Origin of the sequence: Parvibaculum lavamentivorans DS-1 (genome assembly GCF_000017565.1) — a bacterium.
GTDB lineage: Bacteria > Pseudomonadota > Alphaproteobacteria > Parvibaculales > Parvibaculaceae > Parvibaculum > Parvibaculum lavamentivorans.
The window spans coordinates 78,668-103,475 of record NC_009719.1; the positions used below are offsets into that span (position 1 = coordinate 78,668).

Annotated in this window: 19 protein-coding genes and 1 CRISPR repeat array (1 of these 20 only partly in view); of the genes, 10 read left to right on the forward strand and 9 right to left on the reverse strand. The window is 63.1% G+C overall.

Translation table 11 applies throughout. The features are described 5' to 3' along the window. The first annotated feature begins 7 nt into the window (after positions 1-7). Positions 8-2,140: a sensor histidine kinase gene (locus tag PLAV_RS00405; RefSeq protein WP_011994993.1), complete on the forward strand. Its 2,133-nt coding sequence runs from the start codon at positions 8-10 to the stop codon at positions 2,138-2,140. 12 nt (positions 2,141-2,152) lie between these two features. Here PLAV_RS00405 and PLAV_RS00410 read toward each other — a convergent pair whose 3' ends face one another. Continuing rightward, positions 2,153-2,926: a response regulator transcription factor gene (locus PLAV_RS00410; RefSeq protein ID WP_011994994.1), complete on the reverse strand. Its 774-nt coding sequence runs from the start codon at positions 2,924-2,926 to the stop codon at positions 2,153-2,155. 396 nt (positions 2,927-3,322) lie between these two features. On the opposite strand from PLAV_RS00410, the gene PLAV_RS19560 reads away from it, so the two are divergent. After that, positions 3,323-3,496, forward strand: a complete 174-nt coding sequence (locus tag PLAV_RS19560) for a hypothetical protein (protein ID WP_168713156.1) — start codon at positions 3,323-3,325, stop codon at positions 3,494-3,496. 30 nt (positions 3,497-3,526) lie between these two features. Here the strand turns inward: PLAV_RS19560 and PLAV_RS00415 are convergent, their stop codons facing one another. From PLAV_RS00415 to PLAV_RS00425, 3 genes are all read right to left on the reverse strand, one after another. Continuing rightward, positions 3,527-3,946 (reverse strand): Rap1a/Tai family immunity protein, encoded by a 420-nt coding sequence (locus PLAV_RS00415; protein ID WP_011994995.1) that lies wholly within the window; start codon positions 3,944-3,946, stop codon positions 3,527-3,529. Positions 3,947-4,073: 127 nt separating this feature from the next. Beyond that, entirely contained in the window at positions 4,074-5,486 is a 1,413-nt protein-coding gene (locus PLAV_RS00420; RefSeq protein ID WP_011994996.1) for a cytochrome P450, read from the reverse strand. A 23-nt stretch (positions 5,487-5,509) separates the two neighbouring features. Continuing rightward, positions 5,510-6,358, reverse strand: a complete 849-nt coding sequence (locus tag PLAV_RS00425) for a metal-dependent hydrolase (protein ID WP_011994997.1) — start codon at positions 6,356-6,358, stop codon at positions 5,510-5,512. Between the two features lie 122 nt (positions 6,359-6,480). Here PLAV_RS00425 and PLAV_RS18600 point away from each other — a divergent pair, with 122 nt between their 5' ends. From PLAV_RS18600 to PLAV_RS00450, 4 genes are all read left to right on the forward strand, one after another. Continuing rightward, positions 6,481-7,545: an AraC family transcriptional regulator gene (locus PLAV_RS18600; RefSeq protein ID WP_011994998.1), complete on the forward strand. Its 1,065-nt coding sequence runs from the start codon at positions 6,481-6,483 to the stop codon at positions 7,543-7,545. A gap of 44 nt (positions 7,546-7,589) precedes the next feature. Then, positions 7,590-8,474 carry a hypothetical protein gene (locus PLAV_RS18605; RefSeq protein ID WP_011994999.1) on the forward strand — a complete coding sequence of 295 codons (885 nt, stop codon included), beginning with the start codon at positions 7,590-7,592 and terminating at the stop codon, positions 8,472-8,474. A 208-nt stretch (positions 8,475-8,682) separates the two neighbouring features. Then, on the forward strand, positions 8,683-9,549 hold the full coding sequence (locus tag PLAV_RS00445; protein ID WP_011995000.1) for a hypothetical protein: 867 nt from the start codon (positions 8,683-8,685) through the stop codon (positions 9,547-9,549). Positions 9,550-9,602: 53 nt separating this feature from the next. Further along, positions 9,603-11,600 carry a DUF1302 domain-containing protein gene (locus PLAV_RS00450; protein ID WP_011995001.1) on the forward strand — a complete coding sequence of 666 codons (1,998 nt, stop codon included), beginning with the start codon at positions 9,603-9,605 and terminating at the stop codon, positions 11,598-11,600. A gap of 91 nt (positions 11,601-11,691) precedes the next feature. Here PLAV_RS00450 and PLAV_RS00455 read toward each other — a convergent pair whose 3' ends face one another. Next, on the reverse strand, positions 11,692-12,357 hold the full coding sequence (locus PLAV_RS00455) for a TetR family transcriptional regulator (protein WP_011995002.1): 666 nt from the start codon (positions 12,355-12,357) through the stop codon (positions 11,692-11,694). Positions 12,358-12,448: 91 nt separating this feature from the next. On the opposite strand from PLAV_RS00455, the gene PLAV_RS00460 reads away from it, so the two are divergent. The 4 genes from PLAV_RS00460 (at position 12,449) to PLAV_RS00475 (ending at position 16,775) form a co-directional block, all read left to right on the forward strand. Beyond that, positions 12,449-13,555 carry an NAD(P)-dependent alcohol dehydrogenase gene (locus tag PLAV_RS00460; protein WP_011995003.1) on the forward strand — a complete coding sequence of 369 codons (1,107 nt, stop codon included), beginning with the start codon at positions 12,449-12,451 and terminating at the stop codon, positions 13,553-13,555. Positions 13,556-13,594: 39 nt separating this feature from the next. Next, positions 13,595-14,839 (forward strand): acetyl-CoA C-acetyltransferase, encoded by a 1,245-nt coding sequence (locus PLAV_RS00465; protein ID WP_011995004.1) that lies wholly within the window; start codon positions 13,595-13,597, stop codon positions 14,837-14,839. Between the two features lie 65 nt (positions 14,840-14,904). Beyond that, positions 14,905-15,321: a MerR family transcriptional regulator gene (locus tag PLAV_RS00470; protein ID WP_011995005.1), complete on the forward strand. Its 417-nt coding sequence runs from the start codon at positions 14,905-14,907 to the stop codon at positions 15,319-15,321. A 50-nt stretch (positions 15,322-15,371) separates the two neighbouring features. Further along, positions 15,372-16,775, forward strand: coding sequence for an aldehyde dehydrogenase family protein (locus tag PLAV_RS00475; protein WP_011995006.1), 1,404 nt, complete (start codon positions 15,372-15,374; stop codon positions 16,773-16,775). Between the two features lie 97 nt (positions 16,776-16,872). On the opposite strand, the gene PLAV_RS00480 is transcribed toward PLAV_RS00475, so the two are convergent. The 4 genes from PLAV_RS00480 to aspT form a co-directional block, all read right to left on the reverse strand. Next, positions 16,873-18,132, reverse strand: coding sequence for a ferredoxin reductase family protein (locus PLAV_RS00480; RefSeq protein WP_011995007.1), 1,260 nt, complete (start codon positions 18,130-18,132; stop codon positions 16,873-16,875). 83 nt (positions 18,133-18,215) lie between these two features. Beyond that, positions 18,216-18,569, reverse strand: a complete 354-nt coding sequence (locus PLAV_RS00485; protein WP_011995008.1) for a YbaN family protein — start codon at positions 18,567-18,569, stop codon at positions 18,216-18,218. 133 nt (positions 18,570-18,702) lie between these two features. Beyond that, a complete protein-coding gene (locus PLAV_RS00490; RefSeq protein ID WP_011995009.1) occupies positions 18,703-20,295 on the reverse strand; it encodes a bifunctional aspartate transaminase/aspartate 4-decarboxylase in 1,593 nt (530 codons plus the stop codon). Positions 20,296-20,312: 17 nt separating this feature from the next. Then, the gene (gene aspT / locus PLAV_RS00495) at positions 20,313-21,998 is read right to left on the reverse strand and encodes an aspartate-alanine antiporter (RefSeq protein WP_011995010.1); all 1,686 of its coding nucleotides are present in this window, start codon (positions 21,996-21,998) and stop codon (positions 20,313-20,315) included. A gap of 581 nt (positions 21,999-22,579) precedes the next feature. Beyond that, positions 22,580-24,808: a CRISPR direct-repeat array (repeat unit 36 nt; unit sequence GCTGCGGATTGCGGCCGTCTCTCGATTTGCTACTCT) (it continues 977 nt past the right edge of the window).

The window sequence follows — 24,808 nt, forward strand, 5'->3', positions numbered from 1 at the left end:
GCGCGGCATGGCTCTGCAGGATCGCCCGAACGAAAAACCCGAAGCATCGCCCGCCGATCTTGTCTCCTCGCTCGCGGAAGCGTCATTGGCCCTCGCGCGTGCAGCCTCCGAAGGCGAGGCTTATGCGGCGCTTGATATGGCCGCCCACCGCCTTGCCGCTCTTTCGTCCGGCCGCGTCTCCATCTGCGAGCTCGGCATGTCGCCCAACGGACGGGCGCTCATCCTCTGGCAATCGTCCCGGGGCGGATTGTCGATCGGCGAAGACAGTCTCTTCGCTGAATGGTACACGCGCGCTTCCCGAATGGGCGGCGAGATGACCCCCGCACGCGGGCATATCTGGTATGGACTTCTCTCCGCCGATACGCTCAATGATGAAACCGGCATCCGCGTGGCGATTTTCCTGAAATTCGACGAGATGAAGGAAGAGCTGGCGGCACATGCCTATGGCCTCGCGGATATCGCGGCCGCTGTCGCATTGCGCATCCGAAAGCAAAAGGCGGCCGCACTCGAGCGGCGCCGCTTCGATGGTATGTATGAGACGACAAGGGCCTGGCTGGAGCTTGGTGCCGATATTGTTTGGGAAGCATCGCCGGAGGGCATCCTCCGTTGCCGCCGCATTCTCAATCGGCGTGGCGACATCAGCCGCCTGGTCGATGGCATGGATTTGCGATCGTTGCGCATCGGCGGCGGCGGCCAGAGCCTGCTGGACTTCCTCGAACAGCAAGGCAGCGTCCGTCACATGCGGGCCCACCTGCCGGAGGACGCGCAAGGCCGCATGTCGACCGGCGAAACGCTTTATGTCTCCGCAACGGCGCGCCGCTCGCCGGACGAGGACGCTCCCTATATAGGCACCTTCACCGCCATCGGCCGCGATGCACCATCCGATGGAACGCGGGAAACCGCCACCATGCTTTTACAGATGCGGGGCGCCCGCATCCGCGAAGAACAGCATCGGCGCGAAGCCGAAGCCATGCTCCAGGGACTGCGCCTCCTGCTCAGTCAGGATTCCTCGCGCGAAAAGATGTCGCGCCTTGTCGGCCTTGTCGGCGAATGCATCGGCAGCAGCGATGCCTGCGTCGCTGAAAAAGGGCTCGATGGAAAAGTACGCATTCTGGTTCCGCAGCAAAAATCGCCGGGACCGGGAGCGGCCGCCGCCCTCGATTTCATCGCCGCCGGCGCGCCGCGAGGTGTCGTCGGCGTCTACGACATCGATGCGGCGGAGGGGCGCAATATCGCCGATGCCTTCGGCCTTGAGGGCTGTCAGGTCGCGGCCCTCGCGCTGCCGCTGCGGGGCGATGCCGCGTTTCTTGTTTGCGTCACGCGCCGCGCGGAAGGGTTCGCTCCCGCCGATCTCGATTTTGCAGACAGGTTCGCCTTGCTCCTCCGCCAGGCCTTGCTTCTGCGCGAGGAGCAATCGCATTTGGCACAAACGGCCAAGATGGCGGCGCTCGGACAGATGTCCGCCAGCATCGCGCATGAGCTGCGCCAGCCGCTCAATACCATTTCGCTCGCCGTGCAGAACCTCGAATTCCTGCTGGAATCGCTGGATTTCGACAGGGAAGCGGCGGCAAAAAAGACAAAGCGCGTTCTCGCGCAGGTCGAGCGCGCAAGCGACGTCATCGACCGCATGCGCCGCTTCGGCCGCAAAAGCGTCGGCGAACATGCCTCGCTTGTGCTGCGCAATGTCATCGAGAATGTCGAGGCGATCATGCATCACGTTCTGCTGCGCGCCGGCGTTCGCCTCGAGGTGGAAATCTCGCCGGACGTCACAGCCTATGCGGATCAGCTTCAGCTGGAACAGGTGATCGGCAACCTGTTGCAGAATGCCGTCGATGCCATTTCCGGCATCGGTGCGAAGCATGAGCGCGCCGAGGGGTTGATAAAAATCACAGCCTCTCCCTCGCCGGACGAAAAGGGCATGACGGTGCTGCGTGTCGAGGATAGCGGCCCCGGCTTCCGGCCCGAAATCGCGGAACGTGTGCTGGAGCCGTTCTTCACGACGAAATCGGCCGAGCACGGTACTGGCCTTGGGCTCGCCATCTGCGACGCCATCATCCGTGAAAGCGGTGGCCGCATCGAAATCGGCAATCACGCCGCAGGCGGCTTTGTCCAGATCGTCCTGCCGCGCCAGCCGGCGTGATCTTGCCGGTCCTCAGTCGCCGCTCGGAAACCCCGTGAACAGATAGCCCTTGCCGCGAATGGTCTTGATGACCATCGGATGATCAGGATTGGGTTCGAGTTTCCGCCGCAGCTTCACCACGATGCTGTCCAGGCTGCGGTCGTAAGGCTGCCACTGCCGGTTGAAGACGCGGCGGCAGAGTTCTTCCCTTGTCTGCGGGTTTCCTTCATGCGCCACCAGTTCGATCAGCAGGTCGCATTCCGCCGTCGTCAGCGGCACCAGCGCGCCGTCCGGCGCGCAGAGGCGGCGGCGATGCGGGTCGAACTTCCATTGCGCGGCGGCTTCGTCGCTATCCGCCGCACCGGCGTTTGTCCGCGCTCCCGAGCCGCCGGAATTTGCCGTCCTGCGCAACAGCGCCCGGATGCGCGCAAGCAGCTCCCGCAGGTTGACGGGCTTCACTACATAATCGTCGGCGCCGAGTTCGAGACCGACAACCTTGTCAGTTGCCTCGCTTTGTCCCGTCACCATGATGCAGGGGGTGGAATGTGTCTGCCGGATTTCGCGCAACACGTCGAAGCCGTTATCGGCGCCCAGCAGCAGGTCGAGAATGACGAGATCGAACTTGCCGCCTGAAAACATTTCGAGCGCGGAGGCAGCATCGGCGGCCTCCGTTATGATCATGCCGTTCGCGCTGAGATATGTCCTCATCTCTTCGCGAATATCCGGGTCGTCATCCACAAGCAGTAGCGAGGCCGCGTGTGTGCCGGATGTGTTTGCAGACCCGCTCTGCTCCACCGTCATTGCCATGTCATTCCCTCCCGCAAAATCCCACGCGATTGATAGCCACTTGAATTCCAGCCAATTCGGCCTTGCGAATTCAAGACAAGAGCGCTCCCTCACTCAACCAATCGATCCTGCCAAGTCTAGACCTCTGGTCTTTCCGAATCCTATATAAAATCCACAATGGGAAGAGTATCTCCTGGCCTTCCCGAGAGTTCCATTCTTCGCAGTTTACGCACACAAGGGCCGGACGATTTCTTGCAAGTGCGTCTGCGCACTGGGCTTTGTCTGGCGGCCCCCGGTCTCGCCCCGGTTTACCAATCCGTACAGTTTTCTACACCTTGCGGCCTGTTTTTCCCGGCAAGGTCGAACACATGTTAAGCGCCGGACGGCATGAGTAGAATCAGATCGAGGGTTACGCCCATGAACTATGAATGCGAAATCAAAGAAGGCGGCCAGAGCCCGATCGACGATCGGACGACGGATCTCGCGGGCGCTGTCGAAAGCCTGAGCGATCAGGAGCTCCGTGACCTTCTGGTCGCCCTCCTTTCGGAGTGGCGGAAGCGCTGCGACGTAAATGAGGCCTTCCCCAATTGATCGTCGCGCTTCAGCCCGCTGCTTCATTTTCTACTCCGCGGCTTTCTTGTCGCACGAATAGCCCCATGCAAGGCTCGTCGCGAGATCGAGATTGGCCGGCAGGTCTCTGATCTGCGGCCGCTGCTCCAGAAGTGCCAGAAAAAGCTGACGTACATTCTCGGCGCTCACGCCCCCTGCCGGAAGACAGAAGACAGGCTTGCCGATCTCGCGCCGCGCGACGGCGTAATGGCCGAGAAAGCCCTGAATATACGCCCCGCACACATTGAGCCGTTGCCGCTCCGCCTCGGTAACGCTCTCCGCATTCGCGGGATTGGCGCACACCGCCGCAAGATCGGCGCCTGTCTGCAGCGCATAGCGTTCCGCCGCCGCGGCGGGTCCGCTGCCCCCGGCCATTATCAGGCCTGCAATCGCCAACCCGGCCGCTACCGAGTACTTCCCGCTTCCGTTCATGCTGTTCCTCCGGTCATTTCGCCGGCATATTCCGGCATCGTCATTCCGGAAGAAAATCTAGCAAGCTGACTCAAACAACGTGTTCTAATGTTGTGGGGTTTTGTCGACGTCTGTGTGGGGCGAGGCCTCATCCGCCGGGGCGGCGCGGCGTGACGACGGCCTGAAGAGCCACGTTCGGCCGCAAGACGATGCGCGCCTGCGGCATCACCTGATCGGCATTGATCACCTTGACGCGCGCCCGCTGCATGAAAGTGGCGAGGATGAGAACGGCTTCGAGCAGCGCAAAGCTCGCCCCGATGCAGATGCGCGGGCCGCCGCCGAAGGGAATATAGAGGTGGCGTGGCCGCGTCGCGGCTTCCTCGCCGAGAAAGCGCGTGGGATCGAAGCGGTCGGGCTCGCGCCAGAAAAACCGATGGCGATGCAGCAGCCAGGGCGAGATCAGAACCGTCTGCCCGCGCTCTATGGTGATGTCGGGCGTCAGCTCCGTGGTCTTTATCGCCCTGCGCATGAGGTTTGCAACCGGCGGATAAAGCCGCAGCGCCTCCTCGATCACGGCGCGCGTCTCGACCAGTGCCGGCACGTCGTCGATGGTCAGCCGCCGCCCTTCGGTCACGGCCCATACTTCTTCGTAAAGACGCTCCTGCCATTCGGGATGAACCGTCAGCAGATACCAGACCCAGCTCATCGTCGTCGCCGTCGTCTCGTGGCCGGCAAGCAGGAAGGTTGCCACCTCGTCGCGCACCTGGTCGAGCGTCATCTCGTGACCGGCCTTGCTTTGTGACACCATCAGCCGTTGCAGCAGCGTCGTTTCCTCGCCGCTCTTCCGCGCCTCGTCGATGATCCGGCGCGCGAAAACGTCGAGCGCCCGCCGCCCCGGCCGCACCACCGTGTCGATCACCCGGTTTCGCAACTGCCCGGGCAGAAAGGCGGAGGCGAGAAACATCGCCGGGAATTTGTCGAGCACGGATGTGACGGTGTGCGATATGCCGTCTATGTCGTCCTCGAGATTGGCGCTCAGCACCGTCTCGCCGATGATTTCGAGTGTGAGCTTGGTCATTTCCCGGTCGAGCGGGAAAAATCCCTGCTGCTCAAGCGCGCGCCGCGCGGAGCGTTCCGCCGCGCGTACGAAGAGAGGTGCGAAATCGCGCACGCTCGAATGCTGGAAAATAGGCGCCGCAAGCTTCCTGTTCCGGCGCCACGTCGCGCCCTCGGCGGTCAAAAGGCCGTTGCCCAGCAAGGGCTTCAGGATCGCTAGCTGATTGTCGTCCTTGGGAAAATGTTCCGCATCGCTGACAAGGATGCGGCGGATGGCGTCCGGGTCGTTCACCAGCATGCCGCGCCCGCCGCGCGCAATGCCGACGCGAAAGGGACAGCTTCTCGCGCTGTACCAGAACTCCGGGTAGGACGCGATCAGGTTGGCAAGAAGCTGCGGTCTGAAAACCGCCGCGCCTATGCCGGGCGCTTCCTTCGGCGGCACGGGCCGGGCGGGAATGAAAATCTCCGGCGCTTCCTCGTCAAATCTCTCGGCCCGCATCGCCATTTCGTTTCCTCCCTCTACGCGGCTCAGACCGGGTTCACCGCCGCTCCGCCGAATTCATCCATGACCGAGGAGACAAGTTCCCGGTTGTCATGGTCCCAGGGGTGGAAATCCTTCTTGTAGAAGTCGAGATAGGGCCGCATCAGGCCGCGCAAGGCGCCGCGCTCGCCGAAGAGGAATTTCATTCCACCGCTCCACAGTGCAAGGCGCGAGCCTTCGTAGTCGCGCAGCAGCAGCCGCATGTTCCGGATGACATGTGTGGTGAATTCGACCGTGACAAGCGCCATAGAAACGCGCCGCCGCCAGGTCTTGCCGCCCACCGCCACAAAGACGTCGAAGGCGACCGACTTGTGTTCCGTCTCCTCCAGCGCGTGCCAGTGCCAGAGCGCCTTCATTTCGGGATGCGCGCCTTCAAGTCCTTCCGGGTTGCGGAAGGTCGCATCGGCAAGGATCGCCGTCAGATGTTCGAAGGCAACGGTACCGCTCAATTGCTGCATGGGAGAAAGCGCGCGCCGCGCAAAGGCCTGGCGGCGGCTTACCGCGCGTTCCATCAGCTCCAGCGATACGCCGCGCGCCCGGCACAGGGCTTCGTTGTAGTGCTGGTGTTCGCGGCGGTGAACGGCTTCCTGGGCGGTAAAGCCGCGCACGCGCCGTTGAAGTTCCGGATCGTCGATCTGGCCGCGGAAGGCTTTCACGCTGTCGATGAAGAATTGTTCGCCAAGCGGAAAGAGGATCGACATCGCATCGAAAAAGGCGGTGCGGAAAGGATCGTCGCTGTGCCAGTTCGTCGCCAGCGTCTCGTCGATATTGAAGTGGCGGTTGCGCGGTACAATTTCGACATTTTCCGGCGTGCGGGAGAGGGTTGAGTTGTGCATCTTGGACCTGCTTCGCTGGGGGGCGCGCCGTCGGGACGCGTGTTGAAGTTCTAGATAGAGATTTCCAGCGGCGGTGGGAGGTCATTTCCGGCCAAGCGGGGGGTCACGAGCGGACAAGTCGAATGCGAATTGAACCTGGCTATGTCGAGATCGTCGCTTCGGTCCTGAAGGAAGTGGGAAAGGATCCCGCCGCCTTCCCCCTGCCTCCCACCGGCGCCGTCTCGGAAGACGAGTTCCGCATCATGTCGGAAAACCTGGTCGCCCTTGCCGACGACAGGTCGATCGCGCTTCGCCTCGGCGCCAGCATGCATCTTGGCACACACGGCCTCCTCGGCCATGCGATCCTCAGCAGCAGAAGCCTCCGGCAGGCGGCGGGGTTGCTGATCCAGTACAGCCCCCTCCAGGGCACCAAGGGCCGCATCCACCTCGCATTCACGCCGGATCACGCAGTTCTCACCTTCGAGCCGCCCTTCGCCGTGCGCGGTGCACCGCATTTTCTGGTCGAGCTTTTCTTCGCGGGCGTCCTCGCCGCCCTGCGCCAGTTGATCGGTCCGTTGCCGGATGAATGCCGCCTGGAACTCGCCTATGCGCCGGAAATGCCGGAAGAAGTGTATCGCCGCTTCCTCGGTGTCGAGGTTTCCTTCGGCCATTCGGTAAATCGCTTCATCGGTCCGAACAGCCGCATCGACCAGCCGCTCTCGGCCGCCGCCATTCCCGTTGCGGAAATGTACCGTCTGCAATGCGAGCGCCTCCTGCGGGAGATGAACGCGGCGGGCGGAATGAGCGGCAATGTCCGCCGCATGATCCTCGGCGCGCGCGGCCATTTACCTGCTCTGGGAGAGGCATCCCGCCACCTGAACATGAGTGAGCGCACGTTAAGGCGCCGTCTTGCCGCCGAGGGAACGTCCTATCGCGGGATTGTCGACGATGTGCGCAACCATCTGGCGCGCGGCTATCTCGGCGAAACGCCGCTCTGCGTCGCCGACGTCGCCTCGCTTCTCGGCTTCGACGATGTCGCAAACTTCAGGCGCGCCTTCAAAAAATGGAATGGCTGCACCCCGCAGGAATTCCGTCTGCGGAGCGGTGCCCATATTGGCACACGCCAGGCGCCGGAGAGGGAACCTCGCCGCGGTGAACAATCGCGCACGCAATTGCACATGCCTCCACACCATAAAACGTTCGTGTGATCTAGGCTGACCGCAGTTCAACGTTTGCGAGGAGGATTGGGCTGATGGCCAGAAATTCAGCAAAGATAGCCTTGGCGGCAAGCGCGATGTTTCTCGTCGCTGCATGCAATTCGGATGGTTCGTCGTTCGGCGGCGGCGGTGGCGGGGGCGGCGGCACGCCGAGCTCCATCACGTCGCTCGGCGTAACGGGCGAAGGCGGCGTGACGGAGACGCTCGGTATTGCGGCCCTCACCGATCCCCTGCTCGGCACGGAAGGCGTGCTCGGCGGCGGCGGCGAAGGCGCGATCGGCGGTCAATTGCCGGCAGAGCTGACCGATGCTATCGCGCCGCTCCGCGACGGGCTCGCTCCCGTTGTGGATACGGTCGGCGGAAGCGTGCCCGTCGGCACGGTCACGGACCAGATTCCCTCCCTCGGCATCGGAGGTGAAGGCGGCCTCGTTTATGACCTCGCCGGCCAGGACCCCGTCGGCATGCTGCTTGGCGGCAATGGGACGGTTCCGATGCTTCTGGGCGGCGGCAATGACGGCGCGCTAGGAGATGTGGTCCCCGCGGGCGCGGTCCCCGGTCTTCCCGGCGGCGGCGATGGCGGCGATCCGCTTGCCCCGATCACGGATCTCCTTGGCGGCGGCCTGCCCGGTCTTCCTGGCGGCGGCGACGATCCTCTCGCCCCCGTCACCGATCTTCTCGGTGGTGCGGGTGGCCTCGGCGTAACGGGCGATGGCGGCGTCCTCTCCAGCCTCCTGGGTGACGATCCTGTCGGCCCGGCGATCACACCGCTCGGCCCCGTTGCCGATCTGCTCGGCGGCGGCAGCGATGGATTGCTGGGAAGCATCGTCCCGGCCGATGCCCTTCCGGGCGGTGGCGGCGACGATCCGCTAGCACCCGTCACCGATCTGCTCGGCGGCCTCCCGGCCTTGCCCGGCAGCTGATCGGAAAGGGATCGCGCTCCTCTAGCGGCGACAGTCGCTCCACGGATAAAGAGGCGGGACCCCGGGTCCCGCCTCTTCCCGTTTACGCCCGGGAACTTCGTATGCGGACAAATGACGCCGCTTCCCGATACCAAACATATCGCCACATTTCTCTACACCGTCGCTTCCGGCGAATTTGCTACGCAGGTTCACACGGGAGGACGACACCATGAGATCATCGATCATTGCACTTTGCGCAGCGGGCCTGCTTGCCGGATGCAGTTCGGGAAGCGGTTCGCCGGTTGCCACAAGCCCGAAATCGGCGCCAACCGCCATGGCTCTCGGCGGCATGCAGATGGGCGTCTCCGGTGAGGGCGGCGCCTCGGAAGAGCTGCTCGGCGTCGATCTGGTCTCGCCGCTTCTCGGCGGCGGCGGCCTGGTAGGCACCACGCTTGGCGGCGGTTCGGATGGCATGCTGGCGGGCAATGTGCCCGCCGGCGGCCTTGTCCCCGAAGGCGCCCTTGCGCCGCTCACCGACGGTCTTGCACAGGTCGAATCGCAGGTGCCGCCGCTCGGTGTCTCCGGCCAGGGCGGCCTCGGCGAGGATCTCTTCGGCCATGACCTCACAGGCATGCTCGTCGGCACCGAAGGCGGCCTCGTCCCCAATCTTCTCACCGGCGGCAATGACGCACAGCTCGGCGACATCGCACCGGCGGACAGCGCGCCGCTCGCGCCCGTCGGCGATTTCGTCGCCGGCGTCATCACCGGCGCGCAGGCAACATCGAACAACGATCAACTGGGCGATCTTTCGCCGCTGCTGAGCCCCGTCGTTCTCGGTCTGCTCGGCGTCGGCGGCGAAGGCAGCGGTCCCGTCCCCGGCGTCGAATTGCCGGCGCTTCCGATCGAGCAGCTCTCGCCGGTCCTCGTGCCGGTAACGGAGGCTGCGGTGCCGCTGTTGGCAACGCCGCTGCTGCCGAACGGCACCACTGCCTATGACGTCGTCTTTCCGGTCGTGTTCGGTCCGGTCACCGGCATTCTCGACAGCACGCTGCCGCTGGATCAAGTCAACGACACGCTTGTCGGCGTGATGCCGTAACCGCCGCGTTGAGGGGCGCGGGCGATGAATAAGTTTGAGGGAGGATTGAAAGTATGAAGTTCCGGATTTTGCCACCGCTGGTCACGCTGGCATTGTTCTTCGCCATGTCGGCTTCGGCCCACGCGGCGCAGATCAAGCTCGGCGCGGTCGATATCGACATCGCGACCACCGTGTCGGCCTCCGCCAGCATGCGTGTGTCGAAGCAGGGCTGCGAATATATCTCCGTCTTTAACGGCGGCTGCACGGCGCCGGGCGGAACGGATTACGACGTGAACGCCGATGACGGCAACGTCAATGTCGAGCAATGGGAATTCATCTCCGCTCCCGTCAAGGTCATCTCCGAGGCGGATCTGAAGTGGGACAGGTTCGGCTTCTTCGTGCGTGCGAAAGCCTTCTACGACTATGTCGGCGATCAGGTTCTCGGCCATGGCGACGGCAAATACGGCCCGGTCGCCGCGCCCTTCGGTCAGCGCCGTCCTCTCGACGACCAGTTCCGTGGCGACGATGCGCTCAACAGGCAGGCCCGCTCCTTCGACCTCCTGGATGCCTTCGCCTACGGCAATTTCATCGTCGCCGACATGCCGCTCACCCTGCGTCTCGGCCGTCAGGCGGTAAACTGGGGCGAAAGCCTTTTCATTCCCGGCGGCGTCTCGGCCTATCTGCCGCTCGACGTGTCGGCGCTGGTGCGTCCCGGCGTTGAGCTGAAGGAAGTCTTCCTGCCGCAGAATTCGCTCTTCGCCAGCGTCGGCCTCCCCGCCAATCTCACCTTCGAAGCGCAATATGTCTTCGAGTGGGAAAGGTCCATCCTGCCTGCTTGCGGCAGTTTCTTCTCGCCCAGCGATGCGGCGGCGGGCGGTTGCCGTTATGCCGTGTCCGGCGGCGAAGTCTACAATTTCGGCAATGGCACCAGCTATTCCCCCACCGCCTTTGTGCCGCGCGGCCGCGATCAGGAAGCGCGCGATCAGGGCCAGTTCGGCCTGGCTCTGCGCTACTATGCGGAATGGCTTAATCAGGGTACGGAGCTGTCCGCCTACTACGTCAACTTCCACAGCAAGCTGCCCTTCGGCACGACCACCGCCTCGACGCCGACCACGACGACGGCCGCCTTGCAGCTGATCTGTAATCCCGCCGTCCCCGGCTCTTTGTCGGGCCCGGGATGTACCGGCGCCGCACCCGCGCTTCAGGACGATTTCGGCCGTCCCGTATCCTACGGCCAGGGCATATTCGCCCAGGCCGCGGGCGCCAACAAGAATCTCATCGTCCAGTTTCCTGAAGACATCGAGATGTTCGGCACGAGCTTCAACACGACCATCCCGGTCATCGGCGATGCGACGGCCCTCTCCGGCGAACTCGCCTATTTCCCGGACATGCCGTTCCAGCTCGACACGAACGAGATCGTTGGCGCGGACATCCAGAACTTCGGCTACACGCCGGGTCCGGGAGAAGCATCATATTATGACGGCCCGCCTGTGCCCTTCGGCGCCGTCATTCCGGGCTACCGCACCACGGAAGCCTTGCACGGCCAGGTCTATACCCTCAGCACACTCACCCCGTCGGATCCGATCGTGAGCACGCTCGGCGGCGACCTCCTGATCCTGGTCGGCAATGTCGGCTTCCAGTATCTGCCGAATGCGAGCGGCAACCGCTTCGCCATTCCGCGCTCGGGCGAAACCCACCCGAACTTCGGCACCGCCGCCACCTTCGGCGACAATTGCAACAAGGCCGGCACCTGCAGCATCTCGCCGCTTTACGCCAGCACCTTCTCCTGGGGCTATCGCATGATGGCGATGATGGATTATCACACCGCTTTCGGCACGCCGGTTACGCTCAGCCCCATGGTTGTCTGGAGCCATGACGTGAACGGCTATTCCGCCGGCCCCATCGGCCCCGGCTTCGTCGAAGGCAAGAAGGCGGTGACGCTTGGCGTGACCGCGAGCTATCTGGACAGCTACCGGCTGACCGTCGACTACACCAACAACTTCGGTGCGAAATATCGCAACGGCTCCTTCGACAAGGATTTCGTCAGCATGACGGCGTCTTACACGTTCTGAGAGAGGCCACTCTCGACCTGAGGCCCCCCATCCGGCCTCGCATCGCGGCCCGTTCCCGGATATCCGGGGGCGGGCCGTCCTGCATCCGGCCTCAGTCGCCCTGCGGCGCGAGATAGCCGCGCATCAGCGTTTCCAGCACCACTTCGGCATAGCGGCGCTGCAGCGTCTCGTCGATCTCCTCGATGCCATGCACGAATTTCAGGATCGCGCGATTGGCGAAGATCTGCTCGCAGGCGCCCAGCGCCGCAATATAGAAGAGCTGCGGATCGAGCGGCCGGATGCTGCCATTTGCGATGCCCGCTTCCATCAGTCCCTGCGCCGCGCGTGCCAGCGGCTGGGCAAAGAACTGCGCAATGTCCCGCGCCGTCTCGTCCGAGGCATCGCGCATCAGCGCCGCCAGCAGCCTGTAGAGATAGGGATAGCGAAAGAAGGTCTTGATGACGCCGGCGAGATGCCGCCTGAGCTTTTCCTCGGGGCTGATATTGAGCGACAGCAGCCGGTCGAGCTCGCCCAGCGCCGTCGCCGCGTCGCGCTTCGCCAGCGCCAGCAAAAGCCCGTCCTTGCCGCCGAAATAATAGCTGACCAGCGCCACGTTCACTTCCGCCCGCGCCGCGATGTCGCTCAGCGGCACGTCGATGGTCTGTCGCTCGCTCATGACCTCGCTTGCCGCTTGCAGCAGCAGGTCCCGCGCCGCCGGCCTGGCGGGGGCCGCCCGGGCTTTGCCCTTCTCCTGCGCCTCCACAACGCCTCCTTGCATCTCTTCTTTTTTCGATTTAAATGTAGATTTAAATACTTAAATGCGCCATTAAAAAATACCCGCGAAAGACGGGCATCCGGGGAGGCGGCATATGAAGGTCACGACGGCGGTCGCACATGCGCCCGAGGCGGATTTCAGCATCGAGGAGCTGGAGCTCGACGACCCGCGCGAGGATGAGATCCTCGTCCGCGTGGTCGGCGTCGGCCTTTGCCATACCGATCTCGTCTTCAAGGCCAGCCAGACCATCCCGCTCCCCGCCGTTTTCGGCCATGAGGGCTCGGGCATCGTTGAAAAAGTCGGCGCGGCGGTGACGAAAGTGGCGCCGGGCGACCGCGTCGCCATCACCTTCCGCTCCTGCGGCACCTGCCCGCGCTGCGAGAAGCACGATCCCGCCTATTGCCACACCATGCCGATGCTGAACTACGCGGGCATGCGCACCGACGGCTCGAAGGCGCTGCATGGAGAGAGCGGCGACGTCGCGAGCAATTTCTTCGGCCAGTCCTCCTTCGCCAGCCATTGCATCACTTATGAGCGCAATGTCGTGAAGGTGCCGGAGGATTTTCCGCTCGAACTCGCAGGCCCCCTCGGCTGCGGCATCCAGACAGGCGCCGGCGGCATCATGCGCTCGCTCGCCTGCGAAAAGGGTTCCTCGCTTCTCATTCTCGGCGGCGGCGCCGTCGGCCTCTCCGCCGTCATGGGCGCTGTCGTGCAGGGCTGCGAAACCATCATCGTGCTGGAGCCGCATGAGGCGCGCCGCAAGCTCGCGCTTGAACTCGGCGCCACCCACGCGCTCGACCCCGCCGAAGCAAAGGATCTCGCCGCCGCTATACGCGCCATCGTTCCCATCGGCGTCGACTATGCCTTCGACACCACGGGCATTCCGCCGCTGCTGCAATCCGCCATGCAGTGCCTTGGCCCGCATGGCACCTTCGGCATTGTCGGCATCGCGCCGCCCGGAACGCCCATGCCCGGCGATCTCATGCAGGCCGTCACCTTCGGCCATACGGTGAAGGGCATCATCGAGGGCGACAGCGATCCCGATACCTTCATTCCCGAAATGATGGAGCTTCACCGGCAGGGCAGACTGCCCTTCGACAAGCTCGTCAAAACCTATCCGTTGAGCGAGATCAACCGCGCCATCGCCGATCAGCATCATGGCGATTGCGTGAAAGTTGTGTTGCTCACCGGCCAGAATTGAAAATCCAATCCGAAGAACAGGACATCAGGGAGATAGTGAATGTCTGACGCATATATCATCGACGCGGTCCGCACCCCGCGCGGCATCGGCAAGGTCGGCAAGGGCTCGCTCGCCCATCTTCATCCGCAGCATCTCGCCCGCACGGTCATGGCCGCGCTGGCGGAGCGCAACGACCTCAACACCGCCGAAGTCGACGACGTGATCTGGGGCACCTCCTCGCAGCGCGGCGCGCAGGGCGGTGACATGGGCCGCATGGCCGCGCTCGACGCCGGCTTCGACATCCGCGCCTCCGGCGTCACGCTGGACCGCTTCTGCGGCTCGGGCATCACGACCGTAAATCTCGCCGCGGCGCAGATCATGTCCGGCATGGAAGACCTCATCATCGCCGGCGGCACCGAAATGATGAGCTACACCTCCGCCACCGCCGACCCGAAGACGCCGCCGATGATGGATGCGGGCAATCTGCATCTGCGGGCCCAGCATCCGCAGTCGCAGCAGGGCGTCTGCGCCGATGCCATCGCGACGCTTGAAGGCATCGACCGCAAGGCCGTGGACGAACTGGCGCTCACCTCGCAGCAGCGCGCCGCCAAGGCCATCGAGGAAGGCCGTTTCAATAAGTCGCTCGTCACGGTTTACAATGACGACGGTTCCGTCGCGCTCGACCGCGAGGAATTTCCCCGCCCCGGCACCACGCTTGAAGGCCTCGGCAATCTGAAGGCGACCTTCGAAGCCTGGGCCGGCATTCCGGTGGACGAGAAGGGCACCACCTATGGCGATCTCATCCGCCAGAAGTATCCCCACCTCAAGCAGTTCAACCACATCCACCATGCCGGCAATTCCTCGGGCGTCGTGGATGGCGCCGCCGCCATCCTGCTCGCCTCGAAGCAATATGCCGAGAAGAACGGGCTGAAGCCGCGCGCCCGCATCGTCGCCACCGCCAATATGGGCGACTGCCCGACTCTGATGCTGAACGCGCCCGTTCCCGCCGCGAAGAAGGTGCTGGAAAAGGCCGGTCTCAAGGTCGAGGACATCGACCTCTTCGAGATCAACGAAGCCTTCGCCGTCGTCGCGGAAAAATTCATCCGCGACCTGAAGCTCGACCGTAACAAGGTGAACGTCAATGGCGGCGCCTGCGCGCTCGGCCATCCGATCGGCGCCACCGGCTCGATCCTCATCGGCACGGTGCTGGACGAGCTCGAGCGTCAGGACAAGCGTTACGGCCTCGTGACCATGTGCGCGGCGGGCGGCATGGCCCCTGCCGTCATTATCGAACGTATGCAGTAATTCTGTCCGAGGGCGGGCATGGCGCGCGCGTCATGTCCGCCTCTCTCGTCGGAGGTTTACATTCAATGGCCTACACAATCACCGACCTTGCCACCGAATTCGGCATCACCCACCGCGCCCTCCGCTTCTATGAGGAAAAGGGTCTGATCGAGCCCGAACGTCAGGGCCAGGCCCGTCTCTATTCGAAGCGCGAGCGCGCCCGCCTGCAGCTCATCCTGCGCGGCCGCGATGTCGGGCTGACGCTTTATGAAATCCGCCAGATCCTCGATCTCTATCAGTCCGGCAGCGGCTGCGAGGAGCAATACAGGCTCGCCCTTTCCCTCTTCCGCAAGCGCCTCGAAGCCGCAAGGCAATTGCGCGCGCGTGTCGACGCCCAGATCGTCGAACTCGAGGAAGCATGCCAGCGGCTCGACAGCCCGAAACTCATGCCCTCGATTTCCCGGCACAAGGAAACAAGGCAGCTCCGCACCGGCACCCGCTAAGCATATAATCGGCACACCTCGACAAGAGGGCACATTCAGGGAGAGTAGAGATGAGCGAATTCAAGCTCCTCATCGGCGGCAAACTGGTCGCCGGCGCCAAATCGATGGACGTCATCAATCCGGCCACGGAGGAAGTCGTGGCCTCTTGCCCTCGCGCTTGCGAGGCGCAGTTGAACGAGGCGGTTGCCGCCGCCAAATCCGCCTTCCCCGGCTGGAGCGCAACGCCCATCGCCGAGCGCAAGAAGGTGCTGAACGCCATCGCCGACGCGATCGAGGCGAACGCCGCCGATCTCGCGCGGCTCCTCACCCAGGAACAGGGCAAGCCGATCGGCGACGCCACGGGCGAGGTCTATGGCACCGCCGCCTTCTTCCGCTATTTCACCATGCTCGACATGCCGGTGAAATTGATCGAGGACAGCGAGGGCAAGCGCGTCGAGGCGCATCGCCGTCCGCTCGGCGTCATCGGCGCCATCGTGCCGTGGAACTTCCCGATGATCCTCATGGCCTTCAAGCTGCCGCCGGCGCTGCTTGCCGGTAACACGGTGGTGCTGAAGCCCGCGCCGACAACGCCGCTCACCTCGCTGAAACTCGGCGAGCTGATCAAGGACATCGTCCCCGCCGGCGTGGTGAACATCATCGCCGATGCAAACGACCTCGGCGCCGCCCTCACCGCGCATCCGGACGTCCGCAAGATTTCCTTCACCGGCTCCACGGCGACCGGCGCCAAGGTCATGGCGGGCGCCGCCGGACTTCTCAAGCGCATCACCCTCGAACTCGGCGGCAACGACGCCGGCATCGTGCTCGACGATGTGAACCCGAAGGAAGCCGCGCCCAAGCTCTTCCAGAGCGCCTTCCAGAATTCCGGCCAGGTCTGCATCGCCATGAAGCGGCTCTATGTGCATGAAAAGATCTACGACGAAATCTGCGACGAGCTCGCCGCCATCGCCAACAACACCATTGTCGGCGATGGGCTGAAGCAGGGCACGCAGCTCGGGCCGCTGCAAAACAAGATGCAGTTCGACAAGGTGAAGGAACTGATCGAGGATTCGAAAAAACACGGCAAGATCATCGCCGGCGGCGATACGCCGGAAGACAAGGGCTATTTCATCCGCCCCACCATCGTCCGCGACATAACGGATGGCGCCCGCCTCGTCGACGAGGAACAATTCGGCCCCGTCCTCCCCGTCATCAAATATTCCGACGCCGACGACGCCGTCGCCCGCGCCAACGCCTCGCCCTATGGCCTCGGCGGCTCCATCTGGTCGTCCGATCCCGCTCGCGCCTACGCGCTGGCCGAGAAGCTCGACAGCGGCACCGTCTGGATCAACAAACACGCCGACCTCGCCCCCAACATCCCCTTCGGCGGCGCCCGCATGTCCGGCCTCGGCACAGAACTCGGCGAAGAAGGCTTGGCGGAATTCACGCAGTTGAAGATCGTCAACATGGCAAAATGACCGAGTGAGGCGCAAACGCGCCTCGCTCGGTCATCCCCGGGCATCTTCGCCCGTCGGTCTTCCATGGCAACGGCCATTCGCCGGGCTCTATCGAGCCTCAACGGAACTGAAAGAGTTCATGGCGGATGCAGGCGGGATCGAGGCCATTCTCCCTGGCCAGCCCGCGCACGCTCTCCAGCAGTCCCGCAGGACCGCAGAGGGCGATGTCGGGCGTGCCCGGCGCCGTATCCCGGACGATCTCGCCGAATCTGTCGATGAAGTCGCGTGACCCGGGACCGCCGGAAACGGGAACGAATTCGATGCCGCGTTCTTCGGCCATCTTCCGCAACACATCGATGTCGGGAAATACACGGCCGGGCGTGAAGAAGTAGAAGAGCGATACGTTTGCGAAGCCGCCTTTCTGCTCATCCCGCATCCAGGCAATGAACGGCGATATGCCGACGCCGCCGCCGATCCAGATCTCGCGGCGGCAATCGGGCTTGCGTTCGAAGCGCCCGTAAGGCGCATAGACATCGGCCTCCATGCCCGGCTCGACATCGGCGATCAGTTTCGCCGTGTAATCACCGAGTGCGCGGATCACGAAGGTGATCCTGCCGTCCGGTGCCGGAGCGGCGGCGATCGTGAAGGGATGGGGCTCGCGCAGGCCGTCCACCTTCATGCGCAGGAACCCGAAATGGCCCGCATGAAAATCGATGCCGCGCTTTACCGGCTCGAACTCGATCTCGGCGGCCGAGGGTCCGCGCAGAACCTTCACAACGCGGTAGTCGGCGTGGCGGGCGAGAAACGGATAGAGCAGCAGCTTGTAGGCGGCGGCGGCAATGCCGAGTGCGGAAAGGCCGGCCAGCCACAGCCCGGCCGGGCTGACGAGATCCAGGGGCGATTTGATGCTCAGCCAATGGACGATCACGATCAGGAAGAGCGGCCCCGACAGGCGATGCCACCAGCGCCATGTGCTGTAGGGAATGTTCCGGTTGAGCGCGAGAATGACGATGCTCATCAGCGCGACGAAGCTCGCCTGCCGCGCGAGGCGGGTCCAGCCCTGCGGCAATGCCATGATGCTTTCGGCCGCCCATGAGGGATCGCCGGCCTTGAAGAGAAAATGCACCGAGGCGAGCGCCAGCGCGTAGACGGCGAGCCATTTGTGAGCGGCGTAAACGCGGTCCAGCCCGCCAAGGGCGGTCTCGGGCCAGCCCCAGCGGCCGGCAAGGATGGCGGCCGCCGCCATGAGCGAGAGCGCGGCAACGCCGCATGCGAGGCTGAGCGCCGCGGTGCTGAGCCACGTGCCTGCGGGAATTTCGATCATGGTGAGGCCGAAACTCACGGCGGTGATCGTCAGGACGATCTGCCAAGGCTTCATCGGGTGGGTAGCCGGTTGGACGCGTGAGCGGGAAAACGCAGCATGCCTTGAGGATAGGCTTTTCGCGGGGCGCGCTCAACCGTTCATGCGTCGGGCCGCGTCCAGATCCAGCTGCCGCCGATCAGCGCCGCCGCCATCGGCGCGAGCGACCAGGGCAGCGGCGCGAGGAGAAGCGCGAGGACGATGCTCACCGCGAAGGCGGCGAGTGCCGCCTGCTTGCCCTTGCGCGAAATCGCGCCCCGCTCCCGCCACGCGCGGATGTGGCTGCCGAATGTCCGGTGCTCGACAAGCCACCGCTCCAGCCGCTCATTGCTGCGCGCGAAACAGAACGCCGCGAGAATGATGAAGGGCACCGTCGGCAGCAGCGGCAGAAGCACGCCGAGCCCGCCCAGTCCGAGCGCGACGAAACCGGCGATGAGGTAGAAAATTTTCGGCAACCGGGGCTCCAGCGGAAAATCGGTCGGCGCGCAGGCCGATATTTATCCCCACAACAGGATCCCATAATAGGACAAAGGCTGGCGCCGGACGATGGCCGTCTCGCCGTGGGTTCCATTCGGGGATAAACCGCCGCTAGTGGCGGTTCTTCTTCATGTACTCGGCGTAGTACTCGTCAGCCATCTTGCGAAGCGAACGGCCGATTGCGGCATATTCGTACTCGTTCAGGTTGGCAAGCGAAGCCCGCCCGGCAGGGTGGTCCATGCCGAAGCCGCGGCCTGGCAGGAGCACGGTGCCCGTCTCTTCGGCGATCCTGAACAGGAGCTCATTGGCCGAGAACTCCTTTTTCACCCATGCGGCGAATTTCTTGCCGTAGAGCTTGCTCGAAATCTTTTCCAGGTCGAGCAGAGTGTAGTAGTCCGCGGAATTTCCGTTGTCCGGCATCTCGACGCCGAGTTCGGCATAGAGCGCGGCCTGCCTTCTGCGGATGAGCGCCTTCAGCGTCGCCTTGTAGCTGTCCTTCTCGTCCATCAGCGCGAACAGCGAGAACAGCGCCATCTGCACCTGCTGCGGTGTGGACAGGCCGGCCGTGTGGTTGAGCGCCACCGTGCGGCTGTCCGCGACCAGCCGGTCGATGAATTTCAATGCGGAGACGTCGGTCACGATCGACGAATAGCGCCGGTCGAGCGTCGCTTTGGCATTTTTCGGCAGCTTGGCGAGGGCTTTATCGAGAACGTTGTCCCGATGAAGCGCCACGGCGCCGAGGCGCCATCCCGTTGCGCCGAAATACTTCGAGTAGGAATAGACCAGGATCGTGTTGCGCGGACACGCGGCGAACAGCGACTGGAAATCGTCGGCGAATGTGCCGTAGACGTCGTCGGTCAGGATCATCAGATCGGGCCGGTCTTTCTTCACGATCTTGCCGATCTTTTCCATGCTGCGCCCGTCGAGCTTCACCGAGGGTGGATTGCTCGGATTGATGCAAAAGAAAATCTTGATCGCCGGGTCCTTCAACTTCTCCAGCTCGGCATCGGAATATTGCCAGCCGGCATCCGGGTCGGCGTTGATGGCGACTTCCTTCAGGCCGTAGACGTCCAGTTCCGGTATTTCGATGTAGGGCGTGAAGACCGGCATTCCGATAGCTACCTTGTCGCCCGCTGTCACGAGCCGGTTCTGCTTCAGGCAGTCGAAGATATAGGTCATCGCCGCCGTACCGCCTTCGACGGCGAAGACATCGACGTCCTTGGCTGAAACGCGTCCACCGGCCATCTCCTTCATCAGGTAGTGGCGGACGACCTCCTCGCTCATGCGCAGCATGCGCGGCGGCATCGGGTAATTGCAGCCCAGGACCCCTTCGACCATCTCATGCAGGAAATCGGAGGCCGAAAGCCCCATCTGGTCTCGCACATAGCTCAGGGCGCGGCGCAGGAACTCGACGCCTTCCTGATCGCGGTTTTCACTTGTGAAACGCTCAAAACGCGCCTCGATGCCGTCGATGCGAGGCAGACCGCCCACCGCCTGTTGCATGTAGGAAAAAGAGAGTTCCGATTCCGCCGTCGCGAACAGGCCGAGCCGAAAGAAGGCGCGACGCGGCAGCCTGGCGAGAAAATTGGGATTGCCGCGCCCGGCATTGAGCATCGTCCGGTTCTTCTGTCCGGACGCCAGCTTGATGAGTTCGTCCTTCAGTTCGAAGGGGCTGAGTTTCGCGAACTGGCTGTAGTCGGTCATGTCCCACTCCATTTATGTCAGACGAACGCCACGACCAGCGGGCCAAGCAGCGTCAGGAAAACATTTGCGAGGGCATAGGTGATGGCGAAGGGCGCGGTGGGGACGGAGTTGCCGGCCTTGTCCAGGATTTCGCCGAATGCTGGATTGGCGCTCCGCGATCCAGACAGCGCGCCTGCGAACACCGCTACGTTTTCGTAACGCAGAACATAACGGCCTACGATCATCGTGATGAGGAGCGGCAGGACGGTGACGACCACCCCGATCAGGAAGATCGAAAGCCCGCTTTCCATGACCGTCTGCACCGCTTGCTGCCCCGACTGCAGCCCGACCACGCCGACGAAGCCGGCAAGGCCGAGGTCACGCAGCAAGGTGGACGCAGCCGTCGGCATGTTGCCCATTGTCATATGCCGGCTGCGGTACCAGCCGAAGATCAGGCCGGCGAGAAGCGCGCCGCCACCGGCTCCGAGCGTAAGCGGTGTGGAGCCGATGCGCAGGACCAGCAGGCCGATCAACAGTCCAGCGACCAGCCCGAGCCCGTGGAAGACGAAATCTGTCTTGTCGCTGGGAATGATGGCGGGTCCGACCTCGCCCACCAGCCGTTGCAGGTCTTCCTGGACGCCATGGATAGTAACGATGTCGCCCGCCCGGATCATGGTGTCGTTCTTCAGGTCCAGCTTCGTCCCGCCGCGCGTCACGGCCAGCACATAGATGCCGTGGCGCAGGCTGCTGTTTTCGGCAATGATTTGCCCGACGGACCGGCCGACGAAATTCTTGCCGGTGATTACGATATCGCGTGTCGTCATGACCAGTTCCATGCCTTCCGTCCCCGGCGATTCCGGGCCTAGCCTGTCGTCCAGGCCGACGATGCCGGACCGGCGGCCGACAACAAGGACGAAGTCGCCCGTCTCCAGCTTGAGATCTGGTTCGATGCCGATGATCTTTCCCTTGCGCTTGACGCGTTCGATGGTGATGGGGCCGTTGGTGGCGGCGCTCTCGATTGCCGATACGGTTTGGCCTGACGCCTTCTGGATGCGATAGACGCGGCCGAAAAGTTCGGGCAAAGCCGGCGCTTCCCCCGCGCCGTAAATGCGCGCGCCCTTCAGCATTTCAGCTTCGGCTTTCACGGCATCGTCGCGAATACCTCGTCCCATGAACCAGGGAAGAATGTTGACGCAGATGATAATCGCGCCGAAAGAACCGAAAATGTAGGTCACGGCATAGCCGATCGCGACGTTGGCCTGGAGCCGCTGCGCTTCGTCCGCGGCAAGGCCAAGTTTCTCGATCGCCGCGCCGGCAGTGCCGATGATCGCCGACTGGGTGAGACCGCCAGCGGCGATGCCGGCCGCAATGCCCTTGTCCAGCTCGAAGAGCTTGGCGAGCACGATCACCGTTGCCAATCCGCTAATCGCCAGAACCGCCGCCATGACGATCTCGCGGATCGAGTGTCTGCCGAGAGAACGGAAGAACTGAGGGCCGCTCTCGAAGCCGACGGCATAGATGAATAGAGCAAAGAGAACGGCCTTGATGCCGTCGTCGATATGCACCCCGAACTGGCTGATCGCCACAGCGGCCAGCAACGTTCCGGCCACGCCGCCGAGCTGGAACTTGCCGAACTGGAATTTTCCAATCCAGTAGCCCAGGGCCAATGCGAGAAACAATGCGATCTCGGGAGAATGCCGGAATATGTCACCGACGAAAGCCATGCGCTCCTCCTTGCGTTCTAACCCCCGCGGCTAAACGATCGGAGCGCCGACCTGCCGCTCGAACGGCAGGACTATTGTATGGCTATATGCGGAATACGGGCGTCAATCGGTCTGCCTTGCAGGTACGCTTCAGAACAGCGTGACACATGCGCACCGGTTGTCGATAGCGTAAAGTGAGCTAAACTCGTCTGGTGAGACAGTGACGGCTCGATTGAACCGTTTCACGTGATCGGTCATGAAGGCGGCGCGGCGAGTGATTGACTTCACTGCGGTGCGGGGGACCTGTGTCGCATCCTGCGCGAGGGCTCTCCGGGAGACGGCGTCAAACGTCCGCATGGGCCTCCGGCATGGATTTCGAGACCGGCCTATTCCCGGCACGGATGGAACGCGGTCCTCCTCTGCCATGCCAAGGCGTACCGTACCCCGGCGGCTATACGTACTATGGAGGGCAATCGGCGGAAGTTGGTGCACCGGGGAAGGTGAGGATACGTACTGGACTATTTGCCTGCAAATGTCGCGCGATTAGCGCGGAACGGCTCTCTGGCCTGTCCGCGGGCGGATCAGGCGGTAGAGCCGTTTTCGCTGCGGATTGCGGCCGTCTCTCGATTTGCTACTCTCGGCGCAGTTCAGCATCCCCGCCAGCTTCGGCTGCGGATTGCGGCCGTCTCTCGATTTGCTACTCTAGGCAGACACGTTCACTCAAAAGAGATTACGCTGCGGATTGCGGCCGTCTCTCGATTTGCTACTCTCAGAAGAGGCGGCGGGAATACGTTCGGCCCGCTGCGGATTGCGGCCGTCTCTCGATTTGCTACTCTCGCCCAGCGTTCGTCTGTCTCTTGATCGGGGCTGCGGATTGCGGCCGTCTCTCGATTTGCTACTCTGAAGCCCGGTGACGATCCCCAAGCCACCTCGCTGCGGATTGCGGCCGTCTCTCGATTTGCTACTCTAATATCGAGTTTGGAGAGATCGACAAAGCCGCTGCGGATTGCGGCCGTCTCTCGATTTGCTACTCTTCAGCACCTGCAGCAGCAACTTCGCCTCATGCTGCGGATTGCGGCCGTCTCTCGATTTGCTACTCTGAAGCCCGGTGACGATCCCCAAGCCACCTCGCTGCGGATTGCGGCCGTCTCTCGATTTGCTACTCTAATATCGAGTTTGGAGAGATCGACAAAGCCGCTGCGGATTGCGGCCGTCTCTCGATTTGCTACTCTTCAGCACCTGCAGCAGCAACTTCGCCTCATGCTGCGGATTGCGGCCGTCTCTCGATTTGCTACTCTCTTGCACGACCGGCATGTGAGCGCGCACCCGCTGCGGATTGCGGCCGTCTCTCGATTTGCTACTCTCGCCGTAATGCGAGGCCCAATCGTGGACCGGCTGCGGATTGCGGCCGTCTCTCGATTTGCTACTCTTTAGCTTCGTCTGCGGAAAGCCCCGCCGCTGCTGCGGATTGCGGCCGTCTCTCGATTTGCTACTCTTGCGGCCAATACCGAGAAGCATTCCGGCTCGCTGCGGATTGCGGCCGTCTCTCGATTTGCTACTCTTCCGCCCACGGCTCCTATCACGGCTCTCTGGCTGCGGATTGCGGCCGTCTCTCGATTTGCTACTCTTAGCGCGGAAAACGATGGATCGGCGGCACTGCTGCGGATTGCGGCCGTCTCTCGATTTGCTACTCTCCGCGAGGACGTGGCCGCCTATGCCGCGGCGCTGCGGATTGCGGCCGTCTCTCGATTTGCTACTCTTTCACCCTCTCCGCACAGAACAACACCCTGGCTGCGGATTGCGGCCGTCTCTCGATTTGCTACTCTGCGGCTCGCAGACCAAGCGAACGGCGTTCCGCTGCGGATTGCGGCCGTCTCTCGATTTGCTACTCTAGGCGCGGCGATGGAAGCTTTCGTGTCGTCGCTGCGGATTGCGGCCGTCTCTCGATTTGCTACTCTGGTGCGCGACAGATAGCCGATATCGCGGCCGCTGCGGATTGCGGCCGTCTCTCGATTTGCTACTCTCTTGAGGATGTTCTGAAGCCGGAATACTGGGCTGCGGATTGCGGCCGTCTCTCGATTTGCTACTCTCGCCCTAGAGGCTTTGACCGCGATACAGGGGCTGCGGATTGCGGCCGTCTCTCGATTTGCTACTCTCGTGAACAAGCAGAGGGCTTCGGCTTTCTCGCTGCGGATTGCGGCCGTCTCTCGATTTGCTACTCTCCGCTTCCGTATCGCTTCAATCTCTTCGGCGCTGCGGATTGCGGCCGTCTCTCGATTTGCTACTCTGAGCGCCACGGTCTGCCCCTCCGCGACAAGGCTGCGGATTGCGGCCGTCTCTCGATTTGCTACTCTGCGTCACCTCGCGCATCCCCGCGAGCCCTCGCTGCGGATTGCGGCCGTCTCTCGATTTGCTACTCTTGAGCGTGAGTGTCGCTCTTGTACTCGCGGCGCTGCGGATTGCGGCCGTCTCTCGATTTGCTACTCTCCAGCGTTTGAACGCTTGCGACGGATGACGGCTGCGGATTGCGGCCGTCTCTCGATTTGCTACTCTCCCGCTCCGCACGTTGGCGGACGTAACCGCGCTGCGGATTGCGGCCGTCTCTCGATTTGCTACTCTGCGCACACTCGCGCATGCCCTGATGCGGCAGCTGCGGATTGCGGCCGTCTCTCGATTTGCTACTCTCGAGCTTGAAGAAACCCTCGGCGAGGCAGGGCTGCGGATTGCGGCCGTCTCTCGATTTGCTACTCTCCTACCTCGGTGTGTCGGATAACCCGACACGCTGCGGATTGCGGCCGTCTCTCGATTTGCTACTCTCTTCCTGAAGGATC